The sequence below is a fragment of the Salinimicrobium marinum genome, from assembly GCF_014651535.1.
Classification (GTDB): domain Bacteria; phylum Bacteroidota; class Bacteroidia; order Flavobacteriales; family Flavobacteriaceae; genus Salinimicrobium; species Salinimicrobium marinum.
On record NZ_BMXB01000002.1, the window covers coordinates 212,965 to 239,541 of the forward strand.

The 26,577-nt window shown below is 37.1% G+C and carries 23 protein-coding genes and 2 pseudogenes; 12 read left to right on the forward strand and 13 right to left on the reverse strand.

All coding sequences use genetic code 11. The annotated features are described in order from the left end of the window. The 3 genes from IE056_RS04925 to IE056_RS04935 are packed head-to-tail and all read left to right on the forward strand — an operon-like array spanning window position 1 to window position 5,190. Window positions 1-1,986 carry a nucleoside-diphosphate sugar epimerase/dehydratase gene (locus tag IE056_RS04925; RefSeq protein WP_189603577.1) on the forward strand — a complete coding sequence of 662 codons (1,986 nt, stop codon included), beginning with the start codon at window positions 1-3 and terminating at the stop codon, window positions 1,984-1,986. Between the two features lie 48 nt (window positions 1,987-2,034). Further along, on the forward strand, window positions 2,035-2,799 hold the full coding sequence (locus IE056_RS04930) for a polysaccharide biosynthesis/export family protein (protein ID WP_189603578.1): 765 nt from the start codon (window positions 2,035-2,037) through the stop codon (window positions 2,797-2,799). 6 nt (window positions 2,800-2,805) lie between these two features. Next, window positions 2,806-5,190, forward strand: a complete 2,385-nt coding sequence (locus IE056_RS04935; protein WP_189603579.1) for a GumC family protein — start codon at window positions 2,806-2,808, stop codon at window positions 5,188-5,190. Here IE056_RS04935 and IE056_RS04940 read toward each other — a convergent pair. The 3 genes from IE056_RS04940 to IE056_RS04950 form a co-directional block, all read right to left on the reverse strand. Continuing rightward, window positions 5,171-5,896, reverse strand: coding sequence for a tyrosine-protein phosphatase (locus tag IE056_RS04940; RefSeq protein WP_308427599.1), 726 nt, complete (start codon window positions 5,894-5,896; stop codon window positions 5,171-5,173). The two genes, IE056_RS04935 and IE056_RS04940, sit on opposite strands and share 20 nt — an antisense overlap. A gap of 109 nt (window positions 5,897-6,005) precedes the next feature. Continuing rightward, entirely contained in the window at window positions 6,006-7,601 is a 1,596-nt protein-coding gene (locus IE056_RS04945; RefSeq protein WP_229793658.1) for an ABC1 kinase family protein, read from the reverse strand. A 575-nt stretch (window positions 7,602-8,176) separates the two neighbouring features. Then, window positions 8,177-8,593: a helix-turn-helix domain-containing protein gene (locus IE056_RS04950; protein WP_189603582.1), complete on the reverse strand. Its 417-nt coding sequence runs from the start codon at window positions 8,591-8,593 to the stop codon at window positions 8,177-8,179. A gap of 152 nt (window positions 8,594-8,745) precedes the next feature. On the opposite strand from IE056_RS04950, the gene IE056_RS04955 reads away from it, so the two are divergent. The 3 genes from IE056_RS04955 to IE056_RS04965 are packed head-to-tail and all read left to right on the forward strand — an operon-like array spanning window position 8,746 to window position 10,266. Next, window positions 8,746-9,630: a hypothetical protein gene (locus IE056_RS04955; protein ID WP_189603583.1), complete on the forward strand. Its 885-nt coding sequence runs from the start codon at window positions 8,746-8,748 to the stop codon at window positions 9,628-9,630. Continuing rightward, on the forward strand, window positions 9,627-10,004 hold the full coding sequence (locus IE056_RS04960) for a hypothetical protein (protein ID WP_189603584.1): 378 nt from the start codon (window positions 9,627-9,629) through the stop codon (window positions 10,002-10,004). The genes IE056_RS04955 and IE056_RS04960 overlap by 4 nt, the downstream gene beginning before the upstream one ends. A 19-nt stretch (window positions 10,005-10,023) precedes the next feature. Then, on the forward strand, window positions 10,024-10,266 hold the full coding sequence (locus IE056_RS04965) for a hypothetical protein (RefSeq protein WP_189603585.1): 243 nt from the start codon (window positions 10,024-10,026) through the stop codon (window positions 10,264-10,266). 377 nt (window positions 10,267-10,643) lie between these two features. On the opposite strand, the gene IE056_RS04970 is transcribed toward IE056_RS04965, so the two are convergent. Next, on the reverse strand, window positions 10,644-11,171 hold the full coding sequence (locus tag IE056_RS04970) for a nucleotidyl transferase AbiEii/AbiGii toxin family protein (protein WP_229793659.1): 528 nt from the start codon (window positions 11,169-11,171) through the stop codon (window positions 10,644-10,646). A gap of 8 nt (window positions 11,172-11,179) precedes the next feature. After that, complete coding sequence (locus IE056_RS04975) at window positions 11,180-11,662, reverse strand: helix-turn-helix transcriptional regulator (protein ID WP_189603586.1); 483 nt, start codon at window positions 11,660-11,662, stop codon at window positions 11,180-11,182. Window positions 11,663-12,419: 757 nt separating this feature from the next. Between IE056_RS04975 and IE056_RS04980 the strand changes: the two genes are divergently transcribed. Further along, window positions 12,420-13,556, forward strand: coding sequence for a helix-turn-helix domain-containing protein (locus tag IE056_RS04980; protein WP_189603587.1), 1,137 nt, complete (start codon window positions 12,420-12,422; stop codon window positions 13,554-13,556). 140 nt (window positions 13,557-13,696) lie between these two features. Continuing rightward, a complete protein-coding gene (locus IE056_RS04985; RefSeq protein ID WP_189603588.1) occupies window positions 13,697-16,087 on the forward strand; it encodes an outer membrane beta-barrel protein in 2,391 nt (796 codons plus the stop codon). A gap of 444 nt (window positions 16,088-16,531) precedes the next feature. On the opposite strand, the gene IE056_RS04990 is transcribed toward IE056_RS04985, so the two are convergent. From IE056_RS04990 to IE056_RS18750, 6 genes and pseudogenes are all read right to left on the reverse strand, one after another. Next, the gene (locus IE056_RS04990; protein ID WP_189603589.1) at window positions 16,532-17,227 is read right to left on the reverse strand and encodes a DUF4097 family beta strand repeat-containing protein; all 696 of its coding nucleotides are present in this window, start codon (window positions 17,225-17,227) and stop codon (window positions 16,532-16,534) included. A gap of 30 nt (window positions 17,228-17,257) precedes the next feature. Next, a complete protein-coding gene (locus IE056_RS04995; protein WP_189603590.1) occupies window positions 17,258-18,070 on the reverse strand; it encodes a DUF4097 family beta strand repeat-containing protein in 813 nt (270 codons plus the stop codon). 20 nt (window positions 18,071-18,090) lie between these two features. Beyond that, window positions 18,091-18,876, reverse strand: coding sequence for a HEAT repeat domain-containing protein (locus IE056_RS05000; RefSeq protein WP_189603865.1), 786 nt, complete (start codon window positions 18,874-18,876; stop codon window positions 18,091-18,093). Continuing rightward, complete coding sequence (locus IE056_RS05005; protein ID WP_189603591.1) at window positions 18,873-19,403, reverse strand: RNA polymerase sigma factor; 531 nt, start codon at window positions 19,401-19,403, stop codon at window positions 18,873-18,875. Before IE056_RS05005 ends, IE056_RS05000 begins: the two co-directional genes overlap by 4 nt. Window positions 19,404-20,090: 687 nt before the next feature. Beyond that, window positions 20,091-20,350 (reverse strand): annotated as a pseudogene (locus IE056_RS18745) (tyrosine-type recombinase/integrase); the annotation flags it as partial. After that, entirely contained in the window at window positions 20,349-20,498 is a 150-nt protein-coding gene (locus tag IE056_RS18750; protein WP_189603866.1) for an Arm DNA-binding domain-containing protein, read from the reverse strand. The pseudogene IE056_RS18745 and the gene IE056_RS18750, both read right to left, overlap by 2 nt. Before the next feature lie 147 nt (window positions 20,499-20,645). Between IE056_RS18750 and IE056_RS05020 the strand changes: the two genes are divergently transcribed. From IE056_RS05020 to IE056_RS05035, 4 genes are all read left to right on the forward strand, one after another. Beyond that, window positions 20,646-20,867, forward strand: coding sequence for a hypothetical protein (locus IE056_RS05020; RefSeq protein ID WP_189603592.1), 222 nt, complete (start codon window positions 20,646-20,648; stop codon window positions 20,865-20,867). Between the two features lie 250 nt (window positions 20,868-21,117). Further along, on the forward strand, window positions 21,118-21,876 hold the full coding sequence (locus IE056_RS05025; RefSeq protein WP_189603593.1) for a DUF6090 family protein: 759 nt from the start codon (window positions 21,118-21,120) through the stop codon (window positions 21,874-21,876). Window positions 21,877-22,131: 255 nt separating this feature from the next. Beyond that, window positions 22,132-22,896, forward strand: coding sequence for a DUF6090 family protein (locus IE056_RS05030; protein WP_189603879.1), 765 nt, complete (start codon window positions 22,132-22,134; stop codon window positions 22,894-22,896). A 168-nt stretch (window positions 22,897-23,064) separates the two neighbouring features. Continuing rightward, on the forward strand, window positions 23,065-24,003 hold the full coding sequence (locus IE056_RS05035) for a serine hydrolase domain-containing protein (RefSeq protein ID WP_189603594.1): 939 nt from the start codon (window positions 23,065-23,067) through the stop codon (window positions 24,001-24,003). Between the two features lie 119 nt (window positions 24,004-24,122). Here IE056_RS05035 and IE056_RS18590 read toward each other — a convergent pair. Next, a pseudogene (locus IE056_RS18590) lies at window positions 24,123-25,043 on the reverse strand (nucleoside hydrolase-like domain-containing protein). A gap of 64 nt (window positions 25,044-25,107) precedes the next feature. After that, complete coding sequence (locus tag IE056_RS05050) at window positions 25,108-26,481, reverse strand: nucleoside hydrolase-like domain-containing protein (protein ID WP_189603597.1); 1,374 nt, start codon at window positions 26,479-26,481, stop codon at window positions 25,108-25,110. Window positions 26,482-26,577 lie beyond the last annotated feature (96 nt).

The following is a 26,577-nucleotide window of genomic DNA, read 5'->3' on the forward strand; positions in this document are numbered from 1 at the left end:
ATGGGTAAGAAACTAAATTACGCCCTGCAACAAATTTTAGCTCAGGAGAATAAGCTAGATATTAGAAATATAAAATATTTGCCTCGTTGGGCAATTTTAGCTATTGATATATTTATTATATTATTGGCTAACCTTTTAACGGTTCTGGCATTAAGAGATCTTACAGACATGTTTTATACTCTTCTTACCTTGTCTCAACGTATATTACTAATCCTGGCTGTAAACATTATTTTCTTTTTTATATACCGTACCTATGCAGGACTGATTAGACACTCATCATATATTGATGCATTAAAATTATTGTTAGCCAGTTTCAGTACATTTGTGACTCTTCTATTACTCAATTACACTACTGAAGCAATCATTGGAGAGAGGATTTTTTTGGTTGCTGGGCTTATTTTCTATTTCCTGTTTTCTTTCTCTATGCTGTTTTTATTTAGATTAAGTGTAAAGCAGGTCTATGAATATTTTAAACGGGCACAGAAATCCGAAAAGTTGCAGCAGGCTGTAATTTTTGGAGCTGATGAGAATGCAATCTCTGTTGCCGGTGCATTAGAAATAGAGCACCCTAAAAGATTCAATATTCGTGGTTTTATTACTAATGATAGAACGAGGAGGAATATTAGAATTCTTGACAAACCTGTGATATATAATGGCTTTAAATTAAGTGAAGAAGTAAAGCTTCTTGGAGCATCCGCCGTAGTTTTTTCTGAACATACACTTACTGCGGAAGAAAAATTGGTAATTGTAGAAGATTGTTTGGAGAATGACATACAGGTATTTAACTCTCCTATAGTATCAAATTATGAGGATGAAAAGGCTGTCTCACATAAGGTGAAATCTCTGCAGATTGAGGATTTGTTAGATAGAGAACCGATTCTGCTGAATAAAGAAAATAAGAGACAACAACTTACAGGAAAAACGATACTTGTGACAGGTGGAGCTGGTTCTATAGGTAGTGAAATTGTAAGGCAAGTAGCGGAATATGAGCCTAAAATGTTGCTAATTTTGGACCAGGCAGAAACACCTCTTCATAATTTGCAGCTTGAAATTCAATCCAAATTCCCTTCTTTACATTTTAAACCTATTATTTGTGATGTAGGCAATAAAAAGCGTCTGGAGTTGCTGTTTGAGAAATCAAGTATTGATGTCATTTATCACGCAGCTGCCTATAAACATGTGCCTCTTATGGAAGAAAATCCTCATGAAGCTGTTTTTGTGAATATAGCTGGGACAAGAAACCTTTCAGATTTAGCAGTGAAATTTAATGTAGGTCATTTTGTAATGGTTTCGACGGATAAAGCTGTAAACCCTAGCAATGTAATGGGTGCGTCCAAACGTGCGGCTGAAATGTATGTTCAGTCCTTATATCATAATCAAGCAAAAAATGAAAAGTGTACCAAATTCATTACAACCAGGTTTGGTAATGTTTTGGGATCAAATGGATCTGTTGTTCCTTTATTTAGAAAACAGATAGAAAAAGGAGGACCTATAACCATTACCCATCCTGATATTATTAGATACTTTATGACCATTCCTGAAGCATGCCAATTAGTGTTGGAAGCAGGAGCCATGGGAAATGGTGGAGAGATATTCATTTTTGATATGGGGGAGCCGGTAAAAATCATGGATTTGGCTATTAAAATGATCAAACTAGCAGGTTTTACGCCTCATGAGCAGATAGGAATAAAGATCACTGGGTTAAGACCTGGTGAAAAATTATATGAGGAACTTTTAAGTGATAAAAGTAAAACTTTACCTACTCATCACAAAAAGATAATGATTGCCCAGGATGAAGTAGGAGATTACGAATATATAAGTCTTTCAGTAGAAAAAATAGTGAAATCTGCAAATAAACTGAAGAGCAGGAAAGTGGTGGCTAAACTTAAAGAGCTCGTTCCGGAATTTAAAAGCAATAACTCTAGTTTTGAGAAACTGGATTCTATTAATTTGGAGAAAAAGAATATACAGAGAAAAATAGTTTAGAAAAAACTTTGGAGAATAATCCAATCTCATTGAACGTTACCCTAACATATGAAGAATATTTTTTTAATTATTATTGTAATCATTTCTTTAAGCAGCTGTGCTACAAAAGACGAAATAGTGTACTTTCAAAACCTTGAAAAATTGGATGATATGGAGGCCATTGAGCATTTTGAGCCTCGAATAGAAGTGAATGATGTGTTGGATATTCAAGTTTCCTCGTTCAATGAAGATCTGGCTGCACCGTTCCAGTTTCAGGTGAACAGGCAGTCTGGTGGGGGAGGTGGAAGTGCCGGCCAGAATAGAGGTCCCATGGGGTATATAGTAGAAGTGGATGGAACTATTAAATTTCCTGTTTTGGGAAATTTAAATGTAGAAGGTCAAACTCGGCGAGAGCTTGAAACATTTCTTACTGAAGAATTAAAAGAGTATGTTACTGATGTGGTTGTGCGGGTGAGAATTATTAATTTTAGGATTACAGTCCTTGGAGAAACAGGGACTTCGGTTGTTCAGGTTCCCAATGAGCGTATCACAATGCCCGAACTTATTGCTATGGCAGGGGATATCTCCTACAATGGAAAGAGGGAAAATATTCTAGTTATAAGGGATCACGATGGTAAAAAATCTTATGGGAGGGTAGATTTAACAGATGTTGATATTTTTGAGAACCCTTACTATTTTTTAAAACAGAATGATATAGTATACGTTGAACCTACTTATAGGACAGTGAAGTCTGCAGGATTTATCAACAGTTGGCAAGGACTTGTATCCATTTTCACAACAGCATTAAGCCTCGTCATATTATTTACTCGATAATAGTATATGGAAGAATTACAGGAATTTTCTGAAGCAGAAGAATCTAATTTTGATCTTAAAGCAGAAATATATAAATATTTAGCTCATTGGAAATGGCTGGTTTTTGGTAGTCTTTTGGGTTTGCTCCTTGCTTTTTTATATAACAGGTATACTATTCCTGAGTATCGTACAGAGGCTTCAATGATGATTTTGCAGGATGAGCAGAAAAGAATTTCTGGAGCTCTTCCCGGTGGGGGAATTTTGACTACAGATGACTCAGGGATTCAGAACCATATTGAAAACCTTCGATCTAAACGTTTAGTAGAGAATGTTGTAAATGAATTGGACCTGAATGTTTCTTATTTTAATGAAGGAAATGTAATTGCTGTAGAAGCATATAAGAGCAGTTCTGTGGTGATTCAGTTTTTAAGTTCCGACTCCATTGTTCATGCTGCTTCGGGAAATTTATTAGTGACTCCAGAATCTGAAACCACTTTTCGACTAAAGGAAGAATCTTTTGAATATGACGAGGTGCATAAATTCGGAGAAATTGTAAAGCTTGGAAAATTGGAGTTTTTTATCGAGCCTAGAGGGGGCTCTTTAAGCAATAACAACACTGTAAATATTCAGATTTCCCCTTTACGAAAAATAGCCAATGATTATATATCCAAAATGGAAATTTCCTCCAGGGGTAAAGCTGAAGATATTCTTGCTTTATCTGTCACAGGGGAAGTAAAACAAAAATCACAGGATTTTCTAAACACTTTGATGAAGCATTTCAACTTTGATGGAATGGCAGATAAAAGACAAGTATCAGAGAGTACTGCAGCATTTATCCAGGATAGGTTGCAAAGAATAACGGGAGAACTTGATTCAGTTGAAAGTGACATAGCTGAATTTAAACAGGAAAATCAATTTTTAAGCGTTGATGCTGGTGCATCACAATATATTACACAATCGACCTCAGCTGAACAGGAAGTCTTTACTTTGGAGACTCAGTTGATGATTATCAGGTCAATTCGAGAAACATTAACTTCTTCAGACCCTTACCGGTTACTTCCTTCAGGAGTTGGTGTTCAGGAAGCTGGAATTGCGGGGGGAATTAACAATTATAATACCTTAGTTCTGGAACGTAATGAATATTTAAGAACATCCACCCAAAGAAATCCAGTAGTTCAAACTTTGACCGATCAAATAGATGCTTTGAGGAGTAATATTTTAGATAATATTGAAAGTACTATTAATTCATTGCAAATTAGGATTAGAGAACTGGATCAACGGAGTCAAAGGGCAGAGGGTGAATTCAGTGCATTTCCAGGTTTGGAGCAGGGTATGAGAAATATTGTGCGTCAACAACAAATAAAAGAACAGTTATATCTTTTTCTATTGCAGCGGCGCGAAGAATCGGCAATTTCTTCAGCTGCAACCTCACCGGTTGCAAAAGTTATTGATCCTGCCTTTTCAGAAAACACTCCGGTGGATCCCAAACCCTGGTTCATCCTCCTGGGTGGGTTTTTAATTGGTTTTATTATTCCTTTACTGGTTGTTTTTGTGAAGAATTTCCTCGATACGAAAGTGCACCATAAAGGGGATCTACAAAAATTGAACAAGCACATACCTTTCTTGGGAGAAATCCCAAAAGTTTCACCTGAAGGAGACGACATTATTCAAGTTAATGATCGTTCTCCATTGGCTGAATCTTTCCGAATATTACGTACGAACCTTGCATACCTCGTGCAATCTAGGAACAAAGAAAAGGCTGAAGTAATTTTTATTACTTCGACAATTAAAGGAGAAGGCAAAACATTTGTTTCTTATAATCTCTCCCGTACGCTTGCCAGTACAGGTAAAAGTGTGCTTCTTATAGGTGCAGATATTAGGAATCCAAAGCTTCACAAATTTACAGGAGCCACAGTTGGAGCCAAAGGATTATCAGACTATTTGTATAACTATGATTTAAACAGCAACGATGTAATCACTCCAACTAATCAGGGCGATATACCTGTAGATTTAATACTTTCAGGTGCAATCCCTCCTAATCCTGCTGAGTTATTGATGAACAATAGAATGGAGAAATTGATCGAAAGTGAAAAAAATAACTATGATTATATAATTGTAGATACAGCGCCCACAATGATTGTTACAGATACATTGCTTATAAGCCCTCTGGCTGACACTACATTGTATATCACAAGAGCAGGCTATACTGAAAAAAAATTATTAGACTTTCCTAAGGATTTGAGGGAGCAAGGAAAATTAAAAGGGGTGGCAATAGTTTTAAATGATGTGGATTACTCGAAGTTCTCTTATGGCGCCAAATATGGTTATTCATATGGATACGGTTATGGCTATGGCGCCGATGATGAGAAGAAATCCCTCATCGATAGATTATTTAATCGAAAAAAGGCTTAAAAGTTTCTGTTGTTCTACGAAAAATAGGTTTTAGCTGATCTATTCTTTTTTCAGACATTTTTATCTCTAATAGTTTGTCTAGGTGCCGCATTTGATGAGTATCGGTTCCTATGAAATCAATCATATTGCGATCCAGAAGCTGGAAAGCTGTTTCCTGAATGTTTTTTCCGTAATGACCGGTAATGGATAGTAGATTTAACTGGAATAGGCAACCACGATCTTTTAACTCTTCATATTTTATCAGGTCCTTAGAATGATAGAATGCATAACGTTCGGGATGAGCAAGGATAGGCTGATATTTTTTCGTTTGTATTTGAAATAGAATCTCATTTAAATTGATGGGTGCCTGAAAATAAGACATTTCTACCAAAACAAAATTTTCCGCAACGGTCAGTAATTTTTCCTTTTCAATTATTTCAAGAAAAGATTGATCCATCATATATTCAGCTGCAGCTTTTATTTTTATGTTGTTCAAACCTGCTTCGGGCAAAGCCAGTTTCACTTCTTCCAACGCCTTATGGACTGTTTCAGGAGTATTAGGATAATAGTCATTCATTACATGCGGAGTTGCTATAAATTCAGTTATGCCCAATTCTGAAAACATTTTAATGAGAGCAAGGGAATCTTCTACCGTTGCAGCACCGTCATCAATTCCAGGTAAAATATGATTATGAATATCTACAAGACCATTTAAATGATCCTTCAAAAAAACTTTCTTTTGAAAAAATGAAAACATATTAATTTTTGTTCAAAACTACATCTTTTTATCCTTTCTCAGAAGAGGCTCCTATATTTCTTAATATATTATTCAGTGACTATTCATCCTTAAAAAGGATTGTATAGCTAAGAGCAATTCCTCCAATAGCTGCCACTAAAAAGAAGATAATTGCTAATCCCGGATATCCAAATATCATAAAGGGTGACGGAACTCGCATCATCATGGCTGCTCCTATAATCATGGCTGCAATAATAATTCCTAAAGTTATACGGTTGGCCACTTTTTGAAAACCATCTGTGAGCCTTTTTTCATCTAGTGCATCAATTTTTATATTGAAATCATTATTTGCCAGATTTTCTGTGATTTTATTTATACGTTCTGGTAAATTTTCTGCAAGTTTCTTGGACTCTAGTAGTGCTGAGAACATTTCTTCCGGAGCAAGTTCATTTACCATTTTATCTTGCATAATTTTCGTTACATGCCTTCTTACTGCATCTTTTAGATCGAATCCCGGGGAAAGGGCCAGAATTATCTGATCCATATTTAAAAGGATTTTTCCAAGGATATTTACTTCAACAGGAAGATGTATCCCATTAAGAGCGGCACTGCGATTCATTTGAATCAACAACTTCCCGGTTTGCATATCTTGAGCAGTGCTATTCCTGCTGTCATTGATCATAGTATTTATATGTCTACGAAATTCTTTCTCTGTACTGACTTCTGATCTTTCACTCATCTCCAGTAAGATATCCGTTATTTCCTCACCGTTATTTTTACTTAGTCCTATGAGTAGCCTGAGCAAATACTCCTGCATCTTTTTTGTGAACTGTGCCACCATACCGAGATCCATAAGAGCTATCTTATTGTTATCCATTAAATGGATATTTCCGGGATGAGGGTCAGCATGGGCAAAACCATCAGAGATAATCTGCTTTAAATAACTTTCAATAAGTTCATCAACAAGGGCTGTGTGGTCTTCCTCTAATTTTCTTAAAGGGGAGACGCTGGTCACTTTCTTGCCTTGAACATATTCCATGGTAAGAACCTTCGAGGTAGTATAGTCAGGTATTGGTTGAGGAACCAGTAATCTTCTGTACGATTTGAGATTAGTTCCAAGGGTTACCAGGTTTTCTGCTTCTCTTAGATAGTCCAGTTCATGCAGCATGATCCTTTTAAGTTCCGCAAGAACATCGTCAAATGCATACTGTTTTCCTATTTCAGTATGATTTGCTGCAAACCCTGCCACTTCCTCTAAAGTTTCCAGATCTTCAAGAAATTTTTTCCTGATTCCCGGACGCTGAATTTTTACCGCGACTTTTTTACCAGAACGCAGTTCTGCCAGGTGAACCTGACCTATAGAAGCGCTTGCCAGTGGTTCTTCCTGAAACCAATTAAACGCTTTCGAAATCCGGCTTCCTAATTCATCCTCCACTATTTCCCGGATTTTTTCATAGGGTATGGTGGGCAAATCATCCTGTAGACTTGTGAGTGCTTCTAAATAATTATCAGGAAGCAAATCAGGACGTGTTGAAAGCAGCTGGCCCAGTTTGATATAAGTAGGTCCCATTTTTTTAAGATCATCTACAAGCTCTTCGGGAGACTGGTCATAATCGGAGAATTCTCCGGCAGATTCACCTTCCAGGGCATTGGATGTTGTTTCGTTTAATAGGTCACTGTTCCAATACTTGAGCATAAAACTCAGGAATTTTTGATACCGCGTAAGTCTGTTAGGCAGAATAGACATAAATCTGGTTTTAATGCCGTTTTTAAGTGGCAGTTCTAAGATAAATAATTCCTACAATACTTAGGAAAAATCAACATCTATAAAGAACAATTTATGAAAATCTGTTAAGGAAAATTCAAGGTAGTTTTGAGATGCGATACAAAAAGTGTGGAGTGGATATGGATTTTATCGCCTTTGTTTTTTAGTACTTATTTAAACAAATTCAGGAAACTCAAATCTGGGGAAAGAAAAGACAAAAAAGTTAACCGATTAGGTAACCGAATAAGCATGATATAGATTTTCAGCTCATGATAAACTCAAAAATTAACGGTGAACTCATATCTATTCTAATATCGATTATTTAAAATTGAGCCAAAAAAGAAACGACAACTATATGCAAGACATATAATAAGAAAATTAATTAATTTTTTCCTCTCTCTTCTAATGTTCACAGAAAGCCTATTCTATAAAATTTAAAACCATAAGCAATTTTTATATTGGTTAGATCACTCATGGTTTAAACTTTTTATACACAATTATGAATACTAATTTTTTTTCAGCAAATTTTCAATGTAGCTTATTTTTTCTTTTTCAGCAGCCAATAACCGCTCATAAAGCTTTTTATTTTCTTCGTAAGCCTCGATCAATTTATCCAAAGGATTGAAGGTACAGTGATGATTTACTGTAGGTCCAGCATTTATAGTTGATCCTTCGTAGTTATTTTGAATATTGTTGAAAATTGCTTCCTCAGAAAAATTTTCAATAGCCTCTTTAGTAACACCTAAAACTTTAGCTACTTTTTCTAGCTTTTCATCTTCCAAAGATTCGCTCTTTTCGATGTGAGAAACGCTTTGTTGGCTAATGCCCAGTTCTTCGGCAAGGGTTTCCTGCTTCATTCCGCGCAGTTCACGAATCCGGGCTATCTTCCTGCCTATGTGTTGGGGTTTTGTTGCTGTTGTCATAACTTAAAAATAACGATTTCTCTTTCTAAAACTTTTACGAATTACCCTCACGGGTAAAATACAAACACTTTCAAGTATTCTACAAAGTGCTTTGGTAGGGTACGGCCCTGCATCTTTCTACCTTCAACAAGAACTAAAAACAAGATCAAATTATGAAGGTATTAACAAATATAGGAATTTATCCTACAGACAAGGTAGAAGTTCAACAGACTATTCAACAAGTTTTGAACGATGTGCTGCAAACACTATTAAAGCACGTGAATTTAGAAGCGGTCTATTGCTTTGGCTTTGAATCCAATTGTCATTCTATCCAGAATATGGTGATAGAGGGAAATTGTGAAAACCACCAACATTGGCAAATAAACCTATTGCTTATTGGTGAGAACATTCCTTCCCATTCCAGTGCAAATCTTGCGGATATCGTCTACCAGCAATCTAAAGGAGAAATAGGTCTAATTCTTCTTTGCTACAGTCTCAAAGAGATAGCTAAATCCAATAATGAACACAAGCATCTTTTTGACAAAATAATCCGGTCAGGTTGGTTGATCTATGGAGAACCCCCAGAATTAGCCCGCCTAAAGCTAGACAACCTTCCTGACCTTGATTATAAGGGCATCATTACCTATACCAGAAACCGTCTGGGCATTGCAGAGGGTTTACTGGAGAATGTACAATTGTTCATTGATCAACCCCTTGTTGCTGCTTATATGCTTCGCAATACAATTGAACAGCTTTGTCTGGGAATATTATATGCTTTCATTAATTACCATCCCAATCAATTCAATGTTCAGTACCTCTTCCAGCTTTGTAAAAGCTGCTGCGGACTTCCTGCATCGGTTTTTCCGGATAGTTTGTTTCACCAGGAAAGATTTAAAAGACAATTAAAAACAAGTGCCAGCGATCTCCGGTTCCGCAGCACTGATAGGTTCAGCAAAAAAGAAGTACAGCTATTTTATCAGAACGTCCTTTCATTTAAAGAACAAGTTGCACCAATTCTTCAGGAACGGATATCTCAACTAAAATTCCAAAACCCATGAAAACAAAAGCAAACAATAAGAAATACAATGCGATAAAAGCACTGTTGAAGAATCGTGATGAAGGACTGCAGCCTATCCCTGGCTGCCGGAAAAACCTAAAGCAGATTAGGTTTACTGTAGAGGATCATGAAGACTACCTAATGAGGATCCGAGCATTGCTGGAAGTCTGTGTGTTTGCATTGGAAGGACAGGGAAGTTTCTGTTCAAAGAAGTTCACCCATATTACAAAAGACGCCACAGTGAACCTGGTTCTGGAAATGGCCATTGACCTGCTACCTACTGACCAAATGGTTTGTATGGACCGTATCAAAGAAATAATATTTCAAGAATTTGGTGATAATCTCAACAACTCTGGAGAGAAACAAGCCAGATAAAATTCTAAAACCAATTAAAATGAAAAATAAACATTTGGTCAAAAAACTCCATGAGCTTAAAGCCACGCATATAGAAATGATCGACCCTAAACAAGGGATCAATATGACCTGTGGGTTGGCTTCAAATTACTCAGAACTGGTCAACCTTATTGCCATCTGCTCAAAACCTCAAAGAAAGCCCTTGATGGCCTTCATGTTTCAGAAGAACCCTATATCACCGATCCGGAATATAACATTGCAGATGTCATTGGCATTGTTATAAAATTACTTCCATTTGCTGAAATGAAATTTATTGACGAAGTGGTAAGCTTCCTGAATGAAAAAGTTGATACTGATGTTCGTTCAGGAAGGGGGTTGTGAAATCAGTCCGTGGAATTTCTGGTTAAGGATGTTCCCTATGTAGTCTCACCAGTGTCAGCAAAATGGATCTTCCCTGATCCCACTGTTGATTTTTTAGTACCTAAAAAATCAACAGTGGGTACTCCGGAAGGTTATTGATCACATTTTTCATCAGAGATCTGTTTTCCGCATATAATCGGAGACAATGCCCTGGATATCATCTTTATTGAATTCCCAATATTTTCCCATTAAACAGATAGGATCGAAATCATTATCCGCTTCCGTAAACTCAGTAAAATTTTATAGTATTAGCTCTTTATCGTGACTATAAGGATACCGTATTTCGTGCAGTTGTAACATTTGTTCCATATTATATGAGTCAAAAAGCGCATGCAGGTCCCAAAAGTCTTTCTTACGTCCTCCACGTTGTACGACATCCACTTTCATAGCGATAATTTCTTCCAGGGTAGCCATACGTATCGTGTCTTCTACGAGTGCTGGTTGAATGAAGGTATCGGTATAGAAAATATCTAATTTGATAGCTTTAGCGGCATTTTCTCCAATAAAATAGCATTTTCCCATTGCTGGCTGCATCGACAGGTGATACACATACTGAAAGTTCACCTCTAGATAATCGGTAATTACATCGAAATCAATGGTGCCGTACTCAATATCGCTAAAAAGATCAATATCGACCGACTGCCGATGACCGATCTGCAGGCTCAATGCAGTGCCACCAACCAATCTGAACATACTGAATTCCTTCGCAGCCAGAAGATTAATCAGACTGTCACGAAGCAAATGATTCACTGTATTGTAATAAAGCATCTTTGGTGCTATTTGATTGAAACAGTATATGGTTTTCTCGGAATTGAACCTAATATGGTATTTACTTTTTGCCTGCCATAAAAGCGAAGGATTTCGTTCTTCTCTGTTTCATTTCCACGCTCGAAAACCCTTCTTATCACTGCCTTACTTTGCTTCTGCCAATCGATCTGATCTATATCGGTATCCCAAAACAATGATTTTCTAAGTAAGGATAAATTTGGTTTTTTTGATTCAAGCTTTTCTTTTTCCTTATCTATCTCGTAATAAGTCTGTAAGATTGCCAACGTACCTTCTTCCAAACCTAGTTTATCCTCAATTTTTAGTGCTAGGGCTGTATTAAGGTTTCTTTTCCCATTGGTAATGGCGTTCAAGGTTTGCGGATGTTCTTGTATAGATATAGCGAAAGGGCGCTGTTTTATAGAACGTTTTTTCAGTTCACGTTTTATAACAATTCCCGGGTGAATGCCCTTATATTTTAAGAAGTTATCCATTATGTAAATATAAGCAATTTTGTTTACACTATTTACCAGCTTCCTAATTGGACAATTTTTTCCCTGACAACTTAATATTTAAAAATGTTGGCAGTTAAACAAGAATTAGAAACATTTACTTTTTTTACCCGGTGCATTTTCCTTTGATTACTTCGAGCTATTTCTAATTGAAAAAATACAACGGCCGAAAAGAAAAACTACTGCCTTTGTTTTTACTTCTTTCAGAGCCGTCTGCATTACCTTTTGATGTGGCCCTACATATCAAGATTTGAAATTAGGAAGGCCTTATAAAAAGCGGAGCGCAGCAAAGCGGCTTTATCCAGGCCGCTAATTTCAAATCCTGTTCCTTGAACATCAAAAGGTAAGGCGTCTGAAACCAGGTGCAAATACTGAGTTTCGGATAACGCTACTTTTGAAACGAAATTTTCTTCTTGGTGCCGAACAGCGGGTTGAAGTCAAAAAAAGTCTTTCGTTCATTCTTCTACACGAAATTATTGATCTTTTTTGGCTCGTGTCCAAGACCTTTCTAGCGAACCACTTTTCCTGAAACGGAGCTTTTGCGGAGTGCATGAAAATGGGGTGAAAGTTCATTTAACCTGATTCTGCGTTGATTAACCAGTTTTAGTCGAAAATACTATTCTTGTTTTCTTTTAAAGTCAACTTTTCATTGAAATAAAATTCTGAATAACAAAACCTACTACAATTGTAAAAACAAGATTTAAAAGTACATTTGATTTCTAAAACTTTTAGAGATTAGATGAGAGAAGTTGATTTAATAACAATAGCAGGGATAATCTCCACCTTTATTGCCTTACTTTTAGCCGTTTTTATTTCTTCTGTTGAATCCAAAAATAAGATCAGCAACAAACTTTTTGCCTCCTTTTTAGTGCTCAATGCCCTGGAATTCAGCAGTTGGTTTATGTACCTTTTTTTTGACACACCTAATAATTTGCTGCATAATCTGCTGATAGCAAAAGATTTATTGGCTTATTTACCAATGCCAATATTTTATTTATACATATTATCTGTTTGTTTTTCCGATTTCAGAATAAAATGGAAACACCTATGGCATGTTCTACCATATTTAATTGCAAATCTAATATTGATACCGAGGTTTTATTTGAGCAACACAAATCAAAAATTAGAACTTTTTGCGGATTACAACAATATTCCCGAAATAATTTTTTTTCATATTTCACTTCACCTTCAAGCAATAATCTATCTAACAGCCGGCTTCATTGTTTTAAATAAAGCCAAAAATATATTTTTAGAAAATTATTCCAGTAATACGATACAAACCTATAAATGGCTGTTTCAGCTTTTACTATTTACTTCATTACTGTATGGCGTAGCATTAATCAAGAATACTTTAAAGTATATTGGGGAAGGTGATGTTTTCAAAATTGCCCAGACTATTGTTGCTTTATTTGTTTTAGGCATTGTGTGCTGGTATGTTTTGAAAGCCTTACGCTATCCCAATCTATTTAGCGGGGTAGATTCTAAAATATCCTTAGCCCATAACTTAGTTGATGTAGATAAAAGTGAGAACTATAAACTTTACAACAACGAAATTCAGCGGTTAAAACATTATATGGCAACAGAAAAACCTTATTTAAACCCGTCTTTATCTCTTAAAAATTTAGCTGAGCAGATGGAAATGAATTCAAGGGATCTATCCATTTTAATCAATCAGAACTTAAACCAACATTTTTTCGATTTTATAAATGATTATCGCATCCGGGAAGCCATGGACATCTTAGCAAACCCGGTAAAAAAAGAAGAAACCATCCTAGAAATTTTATATGAAGTTGGTTTTAATTCTAAATCTTCCTTTAATACTGCTTTCAAAAAACATACAGGAAAGACACCGACCGAATTTAGGAAATCAACTTAATATCAGGACGTTGTCTTAAAGTCGAACGTCTTTAATATAAAGTCGAACTCATTATTCTTCTAAAAATGCGTTCGACTTTCTGTTATCGGTCATCTAAAATACATTCCTATCGCACTTTTGTTTCATCAAAATGAAATAAGATGAAAACTAAAATGAGAACACTTGCCTTTTCAATTCTTCTGCTCTTTCCAGCTATTATTTATGCCCAGTCAATTTCTGGAAAAGTGATGGACGTAACAGAAAATAGCGCTATTCCCTTCGCAAATGTGATCTTGACCAGGGAAGATAATCAAAGTACAACAGGCACAACAACCGATGAAAATGGTTTTTTTATAGTAAAAGTAATTTCGGGGACTTACAACCTTACCATAAGCTTTATTGGGTATAAAAGTATCGCAAAGACTGTTTCAGTAGAAGAAGATGTCAATTTAGGAACAATCATTTTGCAGGAAAGTGCACAATCCTTAAATGAAATTGTTCTTAAATCAGAAAAAAGACTGATAGAGCGAAAGATTGATAGACTGGTTTTTAATGTGGATAAAAGTATAGCATCAACCGGGGGAAATGGATTGGATGTTTTAAAAATCACTCCTAGGGTTCAGGTTCAAAACGGATCATTTGAAATTCTTGGAAAGGGTGCAACCCAAGTCATGATCAATGATAGAATTTCCCCCTTGCAAGGTGATGAACTGGCTAGTTTTCTAAGTGGGATTTCTGCTAGTGATATCCAAAAAATAGAAGTAATTACAAATCCACCCGCAAAATATGAAGCAACCGGGAATGGAGGCTTAATCAACATAATTTTGAAAAAGGGAGTTCAGGATTCCTGGAGAAATTCAACCATCCTTTCCTACAATCAAAACCAATACAGTTTTGCATCTATCAGTAACAACTTCTTTTACAACAAAGATAAAATATCTTTTTCTGGAAGTTTGAATGCGACCAAAGGAGGTGTTGAAAATCTAGAGGGCTTATTAATTGATTATCCCACAAACAACTGGGATATCGCTGTGGACTCAGAATTAGGAAAAGACCAGCTTTCCGGACGCTTCTTAATGGATTATGCTATTTCTGAAAAAATAACTATGGGGCTGCAATACCTGGGCAATACTTCAAAACCCAATATAACAGGCACAACAACTTCTTCAATATTTGATAATGATAATAATTTAGAAAGAACCCTGGTAAACCAAGGAGATAATGATGTGGATAACAATAATCACAGCTTGAATTTCCATGCTATTACCCAGTTAGATACTTTAGGAAAAAGTATTTCTTTCGACGCAGATTATTTTATATTCAATTCCGAGAATAGCCGCGACTTCATTACAGAACAATTCAATAATTCCGGTACTTCCCAGGGTATAAATTCCGCAGCCTTAAATATTGCGAATCAGGAAATAGAAAATTTCAGCTCAAAAATTGATGTGGAATTTCCTGGAAAAAAAATTAATCTATCCTACGGAATAAAAGCAAGTTTTACACGAACGAAAAGTGATGCACTATATTATGACAAACTATCTGGATACGAAATCCTAGATCCGCAGAGGTCCAATGAATTTGATTACCAGGAAGATGTGCTGGCTGGCTATATATCCGGAAATGCTACCCTAAGTAGAAACCTAAATGTCCAATTTGGTTTGCGATTGGAAGATACCAGAACTAAAGGGATCAATGCGGAGGTGAGTGAGGAAACAGTCAACAAATACCTAAAACTATTCCCGACCATTTATTTCTCCTATACCAACAACGATGATAATGACTTTTCCTTGTCCTACGGGAGAAGAATCAACAGACCAAATTTTAGAAACCTAAACCCATTTCGTTTTTATATAAATGCCAGTAGCTACAGTGTTGGGAACCCGTTCTTACAGCCTTCATTTTCAGATAATCTTGAGTTCAATCATTTGTACAAAAGGAAACTGAACTCCAGTATCTTTTTAAGCATTATAACTGATGGTTCCGGAACTGTTTTCACTTCGGATGCAGAAAATCAAACACAGATAATTACCAGGGAAAACTATTTTAAACAATACAATTACGGAATAACGGAAAGCTATTCGTTCAATAATATCAAATGGTTTAAAAGTGACAACAGTATCAACCTTTTAGGGTATTACACTAAATTTACGAAAAGTTTTGGTGCCGAACCTAAAAACGGCGTTCAGTTTTACCTGACATCGAACAATACATTTTCGTTAAGTGATAAGACCAGGCTTCAACTAAATTCTTATTATAGTTCGCAGCACAACAGGGGGTTATTCAGTGTGGGCGAGATGTTTGATTTGTCTCTTGGGTTACAGCATAGCTTTAGTGGTAGCCTTCAATTGTCTATATTATTGAGCGATGTTTTTAACACAGCAAGTTTGAACAATTATGTATCTACCGTAAACGGGATTGAACAAATTTACAGGCAGAATGAAAGTTCTAGAAATCTGAGAGTCTCACTATCCTATGATTTTGGAAACAAAAAAGTAAACGTGAAAAACAGGAACTTTGGGAACGATGAGGAACAAAAGAGAAGTAATTGAACAACTGCTTAATGCAGGTTGCTAATTTCGAATCCTGTTCCTTTGAACATAAAAAGGCAAGGCGTCTGAAACCAGGTGCAAATCCTGAGTTTCGGATAATGCTGCTTCTGAAAACAAAAGTTTGTTCCTGGTTCCAAACAGCGGACTCGGGGCAAAAAAGTCTTTCGTTCATTCTTCTATACCAAATTATGGATCTTTTTTGGCTCGTGTCCAAGACCTTTCTTGCAAACCGCTTATTCTGAAACGGAGCTTTTGCGGAGTGGAAGGGAATGGTGTGAACGGCATGGGGAAATTCAGTGATTGTAAATGTCCTAGAATTTGTTGGGTTGAGCGTATTTTAGGAATATTTTATCACTTTTTCAATTGTCCAACTAGAAGGTCAGAGAAAAAAAAAGCCTTCTATATTTAAAATACAAAAGGCCATATTTTAAACATAAATTCCTGTTATCCCTTGCGCATATAAATATTCCCAGAAATGGTTTCAAGTTTTGCCCTTTCCCCTCCATTGTTAACAGCGCCCGAGACTTTTGTGGTCATTGCGTTTTCCTTGCTATTTTGGGTCGTAGAGATATCAAGGTCAGAATATATAGTCCCGGTAAGGGTTTGTGCCTCAATATTGGCTTTGTCCATAGTGACATCCAGGTTACCGCTAATGGTTTTTAATACCAGCTCACCATGGTATTGTTTTAGCTCTACGCCCCCCGCTATTAAATCGGTTTCCAGTTTTCCTGAAAAGCTTTCTGAAAATACGTTACCGGTAATGCTCTTTACCTTAAGCTTACAATTCTTGGGGACATAGACCACATAACTTATTTCGGTTTTACTATTGCAATTATTGATTACCGTATTTTCCTTTTGTTCAAAATAATTCCCAAAGTCAGAAAATATATTGATTCCCTCCGAAGATTCCTTGGACTTTAAACTGTAGGCACTATTTCCCTCGCCATTATCCACATATACACTGGCATTTACCTTTACTTCCTGTTTGTCCCATTGAACAACTGTGATTTCGCCTGCGAATTTTAAATTCAAGCTGATTTGCTGCTCCGGGGTAACACGGAAGTTTTCTTCTACGTTTAGCTGTCCATAGGTAGCGGTAACAAATAGTACAATAAAAGGTAATAAGACTAGATTTTTCATAATTGTTGTTTTTTGATTGATGAATGGTTTTTACTTTTTTCGTAGATAAATATTGCCCACAGAAGCTTTCAATGAAATTTTGACTCCTCCATTGTTTATGTTGCCTGAAATGGATTTATTGCCGCCTATGGCCTTTAGCCCATCTTCCCTTGGTTTCACAAGATCGAAATTTGAGTATACCGACCCCATGGTAGATTTAAGTTCTATGGTGGCTTTGGTGTTGGAAGGAAGGCTAACGTCGATCATTCCGGTAGAGGAACTTACAGAGATGGGCGCACCCTGGTCAACACTGGTAAAAACAGCATCAATATTTCCTGTAGCACTGTGTGCCGTAACCGGGCCTGTCACATTGTTGAGTTTAATAAAGCCCACATTGGTGTTTATTTCAAGCTCATTGGTTAAGCCCTCTACACTTGCGCTGCCCAAGGTACCGCAATCTATCTTTAAGGAAACTGAAGGGGGTATTGTTATAGTAAGGCCCTTACGGTTATAAAAGGATTTTAGATCGATAAGGCGCAAGACTTCGCCATTCTGTTCCAGGTACATTCCCGTTCCGGTATTGTCTTCCCCACCAGCATATATAGGGGTGAGGCCTTTCGCTTTTTCGTCGGCTTTTTCATTGCTTTCTTTCCATTCTGGTTCTAATTCTTCTACGTCTCCGCAATTGCTGCAGCCTTCTTTAATGATGATTTCATTAGATGTACTCTTTTTCAGGAAAATAGAGGTACCAGTTTCAATCTCTATCCTGGAGATACCGCTCAGGGATTTTTTGAATTCTTTTTGTGCATTTGCCAATAAGCTTGTTAGCATAAATGCCAGGCATAAGATGGATGTTCGTTTCATTGTTTTCGATTTTTGATTGATTATAAAATTTGCGCAAGTCCTTGGTTCACCTGTAGCTTGACATAATCCGGTACTTCAGGTTGATTTAAAAGTTTTTTCATGGGGGCAACAGAACGCTCTTCCTTCACATAAGCGAGGAATTGGATTACTGCAATCTGGACGTCTGGATTTTCTTCGGTTCCCAGAGCTGCTATAAATGCATCTTTCACCAGGTGATTGTCCTGGAACCTGGATAAAGTCCCGGCGGCCGCCAGTCTAACATTTACATTATCGTCATGACGCAATCTTCCAATAATGGCTTCCAGTACTTTATTGTCTGGTATCTGTAAATCTTCGGAATAATTCACTGCCTGAATCCGCTTGCTGGCCGATCGGTTGTCCAGCATCGCCAAAGTCATCTCTGTTTTTAGTTCCTGCGATTGTTCTGTTAGTTGGGAAATTTGAGTTTGAGCTACTTGGGTACCTCGATGTTCCCCGTAGAGATATCCAGTAAGTACCAACAGAATTGTTGCGGCAATTTGAAAGGCGGTTTTCCAAAAATGTGGCTGTATTGTAGAGCTATCCTTTTTATGGTATAAGATTTGTTTTTCCCGCTCAAGCATTTCCTCAAAGGACTTCTTATGGCCTTTATCAGGTTTTGCCAAAGGAATGGTATCCATCGTCTCCAGTAGGATCTTGCTGTCTACAACTTCTTTGGTACAACTGGCACAATGTGCTAAATGGCTTTCAAAACCCTTGGTCTCGCCTTCTGAAAGTTGGCCTTCCAGATAATCAAAAATTCCGGCTTGTACTTCTTTACATTTCATATCTCAACAGATTCAAAAAACAATTTCTTTAATTTTTTTAAGGCACGGTGCGCTTTGACCTTTACTGCATTTTCAGTACTTCCCAACAGCTCTGCGATTTGCAGGTAGCGCATTTCCTGAAAGCGGCTGAGTACCAGTATTTCCCGTTCATCGGGGGATAATTTTTGCATCACAAGCTTTAGCTTGAAAATATCTTCATTACCATCATTTTCTTCTGTGCTTTCAGTAATATTGGCACAGTCTTCATGGATGTAACGGTTTTTTTGCTCTTTAAAATAATCGTAACCAAGGTTACGGGCGATCCTGAAAATCCAGGAATCAAACTTTCCGCCTTTATAAGACTTCCGGTATTTGATAGCCTTATAAAAAGTGGTCTGCATTAAATCCTCGCAGGCATCCTTATCGTGGATCATCTGGATAAAAAAATTATAGATCCACTGGTGGTAACGGTCATAAAGTAGCCTCATAAAGTCCAGGTTGCCATTGGAAACCTGCCTCATCAATTCTTCGTCGGTTAGTTTTTCCAAGTTTTTGATGGTGTTTATTATGAAGACCTGAGAATTTTGAAAAGGTTTCAAATAATGTGAATTTTTTTGAAAAAAAATGCTTCAGTGGCACAATTTGATCCGAAGTATCAACTTCAGTTCATTATATAAACTTACAACTTAAGGGATGCAGATCGTTGGCCCTTCACAACATTTTGTACCGTCTGCATTAAGTAAAACAGTGTCTGTGCAGTTTTGTAGATGCGATAAAAGAACCTGTATGGGAAGAAAAAAATAAGGTTGAAAATGGTTTTGTAGATGGACTTCTCTATATCCAAGATTCAATACAGCCAGGACACTATATTTTAGTAGCTCAAACACCATATTCCATTCCCAACGACCAAAAAGTTATTCAATCTTTGAGGAAAATAGGAATTATACCAAATATATCGGCCCTACCGAATGATGATATGGAAACATTTTGGAGAAATTATTAAAATTTTTACTACCTCGGACCTTATTATTATTCTATAATTTGAGAATAAAAGTGACCAGAGGTATCTTTCAAAACTCAGAGTAAACCAGGAATCAGGCTAAGAATTTTTCATTTTCTTTCCAAATTGAACCTTTGAACCAGATTCGGTGATCTCTTGAAAATGAAATTTTGGAAGTATCGATTGACAAGTAATTGAAGGAAGTGTGTTCTGCCATAATTCGGACTCATTTAGATTAATTGCTATTAACCTTATGCTTTTCTCCCATTATTTCATCCAATTTACCGAAATCGGAACTTAATTTATTTCCAATACTCTTGCATAAATTTGAGTAGTAGAAAGTTAGGTATGACCTAATAATTTTGAGACAGTTTCAATAGGAACACCATTTGAAAGGGTTACTAAAGTAGCAAAAGTATGTCTGGCAGAGTGAAATGTAATTTTCTTTCTGATGCCAATAGACACCATGACTTCTTTGAGGTACTTATTCCTTTTAGTCTTCCTCTTGGAATTCCCATTCATTCACTGGAGTCTTTCTTTTAAGACTCATTTCAGAGCATTTTCCATTTACGGTAATCCTTACGTAAATGGATAAGTCTTTCGAGTTCCGGTTGAGTTTTCTTGTAAAAAAAGCACGGAGAATGTAGTAAAATCAGGCATTTTAAGCGTCTTTAAATGATACAATAGTTTGTAAAGACGAAAGTCAAATCAACCGTCATGTCCTTCTAAGGTAGTGAATTAGTGGAAAGAATGTATTCACCGAATCATTCACTGAAATAGGTGATTTCATATGATATCGTTTGATATCAGTAAAAAAAACACTGAAAATCATACGATTAACAGTGTTTTTTGTCCTTTTGCGATAAGGTTCGTCGGGGTGGCAGGATCGCTCTACTTGCCTATTGGTTTACATTTTGGATGGAACCTGGTGACAATCACCATCTTTTCCCAGGGACCTTCGGGTGATCAACTCTTAATTTCCTCAACTGAAAATACTCTTGGTGGTTGGTGAAGTTAATTTTTTCCTTTATCAAATTATTCTGTCACATATAGTATTTTCTGTTTGTTTAAGAATTTTAAAAAAGATGCGATAATTATAAGTAGTACTTTTCATCAGATTCTTAAGTACCGAGATTCAACACTAAAAAAGGTTTCGGGTCTTAGAAAAATTAACTAAATTTATTAGCTCCTCTAATCTATCCGAACTTCTGTTTATCAAAAGGATCCAGATACCTGGAAAAACAGGAAATAAATATTTCGCGATGAAGTTCTTCAGAAATATTAGGAAAAGATTCCTACACAAGAATAAGTTCAGCAAGTATCTCGGCTATGCGCTGGGGGAGATTGCCCTGGTTGTCATTGGAATTTTAATTGCACTCTCCATTAATAACAGAAATCAGGATCGAATAAATGAAAAAAATGAACAAATTTATCTAGCAGGGCTGAGGGAAGAATTCCAGACGAGTAAACTGAAGTTATCAGAACTGATGGCAGTCAATCAGGCCAACTACATTGGAGCTAAGGAAATACTCAGATATACCACCGCGAATGAATTGCCCGCTGAAATAGTATTTTCCACACTATTGTACAATACATTTTCCTCAGATATTGCTTTTAATCCAAACAATTCTCTCTTGTTTGAAATGATCAACTCGGGTAACTTGAAAAATCTTTCAAATACTGAATTGCGAAAAAAGCTGACAAACTGGACAGCTACTTTGGAAGATATTTCAAGACAAGAAAAAGAATTAGCAATTCAAAGAGAAAAGGTTCTGGATATGTTTCGGACAAATGAGAGCAGCCTGAGTACAATTTTCAGGCAGGCGGGAGTTTATGACGATCTGGATCTTCCAAAGTCTGGAAATGACGTAAGTAACCTGGGCTTACTAAAATCTACAGAATTTGAAAATAACGTTCTGATGTTTATCCTCACCAGTTATGCAACAGAAAAAGCACATTACTATCCATTAATGCAGGATATAGATGGAATTTTAAAACTGATCAACCATGAAAGAAATTAATGAACGGCTGTAATTGCTGAAATAAACGTACTTTTTTTCGTTTTGCCACTTCCAAAAACGTAGTGGTTTTGCTGGGATCGACATGTAAAACTATCATGGCACATTAAAAAGAATACATTGGTTTACACAAGATCAGACCTTTAGGTAAAACATTCGGGTCCATTCCTCTGGTAATGCAAAAACCATTTTGCTTCCCAAGAATAATTTTGATCTTTTTAAATGTCCTCTAATAAGTTGTCACTATAATTAACAATTATGAAGTTCTTTAGAAAAATACGCCAGAAACTACTTATCGAAAGTAAGTTCAGCAAGTATTTACTGTATGCCATTGGCGAAATTATACTTGTTGTGATCGGAATTTTAATTGCCTTGCAAATCAACAACTGGAATCAAAACAGGAAAGATGACAGAACTTTAAAAGAATATTTGGGCAAAGTAAGAGTCCACACTTTAGAGGATCTACGCATTCTGGACACCTTAACAAAGTATAGGACACAAATAGCCACACAATGTAAAAAGGCTCGAGTACGAATTTTGAATAAAACTGAAGATGAGGACCTGTTTCTTTTTATGTCTTGCGGGGTCGCCTTTGCAGATTACTATTTCAAACCCAATACCGGCGGGTATGAAGCCTTGAAGAATTCAGTTTATTTTGGAAAGATCAACAATACCGCCCTGGATTCCCTTTTGATCAGCTACCACAGCCTGGTAGAGGACATTGCAGAAAATGAGAAGAGCTATAACGAATATGTTGTAAATCAGGAGACCTATCTTTCTACCCGGTTCGATACATCCTTAATTCTGGCTTCTGCTTTCTTGCCACAGGATTCCCTCAAAATAAGAGCCACACCCCAATCTGAATATTACCAGGTCTTTGCGGAATATACAGCCTCTGCTCCCTATAGAAATGTCATTAGTCTGGCCGCCTTTCAATTGGACGCTATGGTCTATCAGTACGGGCAATTAAAAAATGCAGGCCATGGTATCATCCAGGAAATTGATAACCTCGCTAATAATTAATTTGGTTTTTCACCCTGACTTGAAATAATTGTGAAAGTCAACAATACTATTTACGATCTAAAATCATGAAAAAAAAACAAAGTAAAACGATTTCTGCGAATAGCATTTATTATTGCAAGCATAGGCTCCCTTTATTTCGTTCCATGGATCCTGGTAAAGGCGTGGATTATGCCATTACCAGACACGGTTCAGGAGCAATTAGATGAAGGAATCGATCTTGGGTTTGATGGAATGATCGTTTATATAGACCAGGCCGGGAAGCCACCGGAGTTCTATGCCGCTGGTTGGCATGATCGGGAAAACGAAATACCTGCCTATCCGCAAGCCTTATTCAAAATTGCCAGTATCACCAAGCTCTACATCGCTGTTGCTACGACAAGACTAGTAAAAGAAGGGCGCCTTTCTTTGGATAAAACACTCGCTGAATACTTTCCGAAACTTGCTGACAGAATTGAATATTCGGACAAAATTACATTAAGAATGATGCTGCAGCACCAAAGCGGCATTCCCAACTTTGTAGACCATCCTGATTTCTGGGTGAATCCTCCGGAAGGCAGGCAAGAGACACTTGATTATGCTCTGGATTTGCCAGCTGACTTTGAACCAGGTGAAGATTATGGTTATTCAAATACGAATTATATGTTGATTGAGGACCTAATCGATAAAACGTTGGGTTATCCCCACCAGCAATATATTAAAGAGGAAATTTTGGACCCTCTTGGGCTCAATAACACTTTCGGCTCGCTTACTGAAGTAGATATTGAAGATGTCATGAGTGGTTACTATGTGGGCACTGATGAAGATTTTAAATATGAAGACACAGGCTTAATGCTGGCTACAGCAGAGGATGTGGGAATATTTCTGAGGGCGTTAAACGATGGTTCTGTTTTTAATGAAGGGGAACAGGAAATCTACTCTTTGCTTTACGAATACGAACACACAGGTCTACTTCCTGGCTATCAAAGCATTGCCAAATATCACAAAAACATGGATACTGTTATTATTCAATTTAACAATACGGCCAACTTTAACGGATATGAGTGGAATTTAGCGGAAATTGTATATAACAGGATTGTGAAGATAGTTAGGAACAAAGAAGACTCTTAGCTGCTATTTGACAGCATCAATCGTTATTAATGTCTTATTTTATTCGGTTGTTATTCTTGTCACTAAAACTGAATGTAGCAGCGTCTCAACCCTTAATAATTATTCTACTTTTATACGGTTCAGTTATAAGGGAAGCTTACACAATCATCAGAGGGAGCCCAACCATATATAGATTTGGTGCGTATATAAATTAGATCAGGAAAAGTTTTCGCCAGCCAGGCCCCAGCATCATCCTGTCCAAGTATGTCATATATTCTGATCTTGTTGATGAATTGAGACACCTCCTCTTTAGATCGGGTTTGTTTCACTGTCCATAGTGCCTGTGCGATAGTATTTGCACCTCCCTAGGCATTCAACCAAACCGGACGTGGATCCTCTGCATTATCAACTACCTTAATTATCAATTCTGAACCCGGCGAAGCTTTATCACCTCCCACACCCGACATATTTGGTAAGGTTTGTCCCACGGCTACGATGGAACGTAGATAACCTGGACTAGGATATTCATTAGCATGTATTTTTAAGTTTAGATAGACCTTTTCGTAGGCATCAATTATCGCTCCCAGTGGTTTAATTCCCGGCTGGTTTTGATCAGCTTTTAACCAAGCTAATCCCATGATCAATCCTTCCAGGTCAAATTTGTTAGCGCCAAGCAACAGGTGCACCATCGATTGTTCATCGTCAGGATCTGTGCCCCCAAGATCGGAAGTCACAATTAGTCTGTGCTTTACTGCATTGAGTTTAATTTCCAGATTTGATGTATCTGAAACCTGTAATTTTATCCGCTGAGGCCAGTACCGATTATTTGAAACAATTAGTGTATCAATAGGATGAGAAGTTGATAGAGCAGTAATTTCTATTTCAAATTTTCCCTGTTTATCAGTTTTAACATTGATGTCTGATTTTAGCAATTTAACTTCAGCTCCTTTAACCGGAAGCAATGTAGACTTATCTTTAACAATTCCCATTATAGTCGCAGGTTGCGAATACGAAACTGATAGGAATAAGAAATAAATAATAAATAGACTGAAGAACTTCATTCTTCTCTTAAAATTATAGTTTTCTATTTTCCAATAAACATAAAAGATTAGTATGCAGGAATAGTTAATTGACACTAATTATCACACGCCGATAGGCATATAAATTTGGTTCCCCGTCATCATGAACTTCCAGTATGACATGAATGGATTTATTTCCAGCATCTTCAGGAATTTCAACAGTGGCAGAGTGTGAGGAACTATTTTGAATTTTTACGGGTCCATCATAGGAACTGGGTTCGTCATAAAAGGACCAGGAGTAGCTAATAGTATTACCATCAGGATCACTGGAACCCGCTGCGCTGAGTGCCACAGTTGAACCGGGAGCAGCTTTAATTTTCATAACCTGCCGGGTTTGATCCCCATTTAACACAGGTAAAGGATGATGGTTGGCATCTGAATAATCATTGGTAATGCTCCAGTCCATTCTGGCTGCAAAATCATTGTTATAAGCTTCACTCCATCGCTTTATAGCTTCTGATCCTTCTGAGGTGTTCCCATACATATAATAGGGGTCATATTTGGTTTCATTCTCTTTTTCCACGCATGACATACTTCGGATACCCTCTTTTTTGATGAAGCTAAAGCGGCCACCCCAGCCGCCCTGGTCAATTTGTTCGGGATCATTAAGTCCGTTCGGATATATGTGCATGAACGCTGGCGTATCTCCTTCAGTAGCATATTTCGTATCTGGATAAACAGCGCCAAGTGGACCATGGCTTTGAATGTCACTACGTTGATAATCACCATTTTTTGGTGGTTGCCAGCCGTACACTCCCGTAGCGCGTATATAAAAAACATCAGGAAAGTTCTTGGCTATCCAGGCACCCGAATCACCCTGACCAAGAATATCGAACAGGCGCAATTTGGTAAGGAATTTTTCTAGTTCAGCCGAAGATCTTGTTTCCCGTACCTTCCATATAGCCTGAGCAACAGTGTTCATGCCTCCCCACCCCATCACCCAAACAGGTCGTGGATCGTCTTTATCTACGGCTTTAATTATTAATTCAGACCCTGGACTATCTTTACCTGTCCCTACATCACCCATTCCATATTCATCCTGTCCCATAACAGAGATAGATCTTAAGTATTCAGGAGTGGGATATCCCTCGGCATGAACTTTCAGATTGGGGTATACCGCTTCGTAAGCATTCACAAGGGTGTCCAACATTTCAGTACTGCTTTGTGTTTTTCTCCAACACCCGGTGGCGACTATTAACCCTTCGATATCAAACTCGTTAGCACTTACCAACTGGCGTACCATTGATTGTTTATCATCAGGGTCGGCACCCAGGTCTGTAGTGTTGATGATTCTGGGCTTAATATAACTTACCTCTGAGGTTGAATTTTGCTCCTTTTCTTCTACAATGGACTTACAAGAAACTGTTATAGAAAAGACAATCAAAAAAATCAATAAATATTTAATTTTAATTCTTAGCATGGACCTTCAAGATTTTTCCAGATAATAGCTGGATGTTTTTTAAATAAGGGTAAATTTAGTATCGATATATTAACATAACTAATCTTATATCTAAAC

What these genes read in the sequence shown, in the direction of transcription:
- IE056_RS04925 (WP_189603577.1), top strand. Translation starts at nt 1, where the DNA reads ATGGGTAAGAAACTAAATTACGCCCTGCAACAAATTTTAGCTCAGGAG.
- IE056_RS05025 (WP_189603593.1), top strand. Translation starts at nt 21,118, where the DNA reads ATGAAGTTCTTCAGAAATATTAGGAAAAGATTCCTACACAAGAATAAG.
- IE056_RS04995 (WP_189603590.1), bottom strand. Translation starts at nt 18,070, where the DNA reads ATGAAACGAACATCCATCTTATGCCTGGCATTTATGCTAACAAGCTTA.
- IE056_RS04945 (WP_229793658.1), bottom strand. Translation starts at nt 7,601, where the DNA reads ATGCTCAAGTATTGGAACAGTGACCTATTAAACGAAACAACATCCAAT.
- IE056_RS04965 (WP_189603585.1), top strand. Translation starts at nt 10,024, where the DNA reads ATGAAAAATAAACATTTGGTCAAAAAACTCCATGAGCTTAAAGCCACG.
- IE056_RS05050 (WP_189603597.1), bottom strand. Translation starts at nt 26,481, where the DNA reads ATGCTAAGAATTAAAATTAAATATTTATTGATTTTTTTGATTGTCTTT.
- IE056_RS04950 (WP_189603582.1), bottom strand. Translation starts at nt 8,593, where the DNA reads ATGACAACAGCAACAAAACCCCAACACATAGGCAGGAAGATAGCCCGG.
- IE056_RS04970 (WP_229793659.1), bottom strand. Translation starts at nt 11,171, where the DNA reads ATGCTTTATTACAATACAGTGAATCATTTGCTTCGTGACAGTCTGATT.
- IE056_RS05035 (WP_189603594.1), top strand. Translation starts at nt 23,065, where the DNA reads ATGCCATTACCAGACACGGTTCAGGAGCAATTAGATGAAGGAATCGAT.
- IE056_RS04935 (WP_189603579.1), top strand. Translation starts at nt 2,806, where the DNA reads ATGGAAGAATTACAGGAATTTTCTGAAGCAGAAGAATCTAATTTTGAT.
- IE056_RS04990 (WP_189603589.1), bottom strand. Translation starts at nt 17,227, where the DNA reads ATGAAAAATCTAGTCTTATTACCTTTTATTGTACTATTTGTTACCGCT.
- IE056_RS04930 (WP_189603578.1), top strand. Translation starts at nt 2,035, where the DNA reads ATGAAGAATATTTTTTTAATTATTATTGTAATCATTTCTTTAAGCAGC.
- IE056_RS04980 (WP_189603587.1), top strand. Translation starts at nt 12,420, where the DNA reads ATGAGAGAAGTTGATTTAATAACAATAGCAGGGATAATCTCCACCTTT.
- IE056_RS05020 (WP_189603592.1), top strand. Translation starts at nt 20,646, where the DNA reads ATGATATCGTTTGATATCAGTAAAAAAAACACTGAAAATCATACGATT.
- IE056_RS05000 (WP_189603865.1), bottom strand. Translation starts at nt 18,876, where the DNA reads ATGAAATGTAAAGAAGTACAAGCCGGAATTTTTGATTATCTGGAAGGC.
- IE056_RS04975 (WP_189603586.1), bottom strand. Translation starts at nt 11,662, where the DNA reads ATGGATAACTTCTTAAAATATAAGGGCATTCACCCGGGAATTGTTATA.
- IE056_RS05030 (WP_189603879.1), top strand. Translation starts at nt 22,132, where the DNA reads ATGAAGTTCTTTAGAAAAATACGCCAGAAACTACTTATCGAAAGTAAG.
- IE056_RS04985 (WP_189603588.1), top strand. Translation starts at nt 13,697, where the DNA reads ATGAAAACTAAAATGAGAACACTTGCCTTTTCAATTCTTCTGCTCTTT.
- IE056_RS04955 (WP_189603583.1), top strand. Translation starts at nt 8,746, where the DNA reads ATGAAGGTATTAACAAATATAGGAATTTATCCTACAGACAAGGTAGAA.
- IE056_RS04960 (WP_189603584.1), top strand. Translation starts at nt 9,627, where the DNA reads ATGAAAACAAAAGCAAACAATAAGAAATACAATGCGATAAAAGCACTG.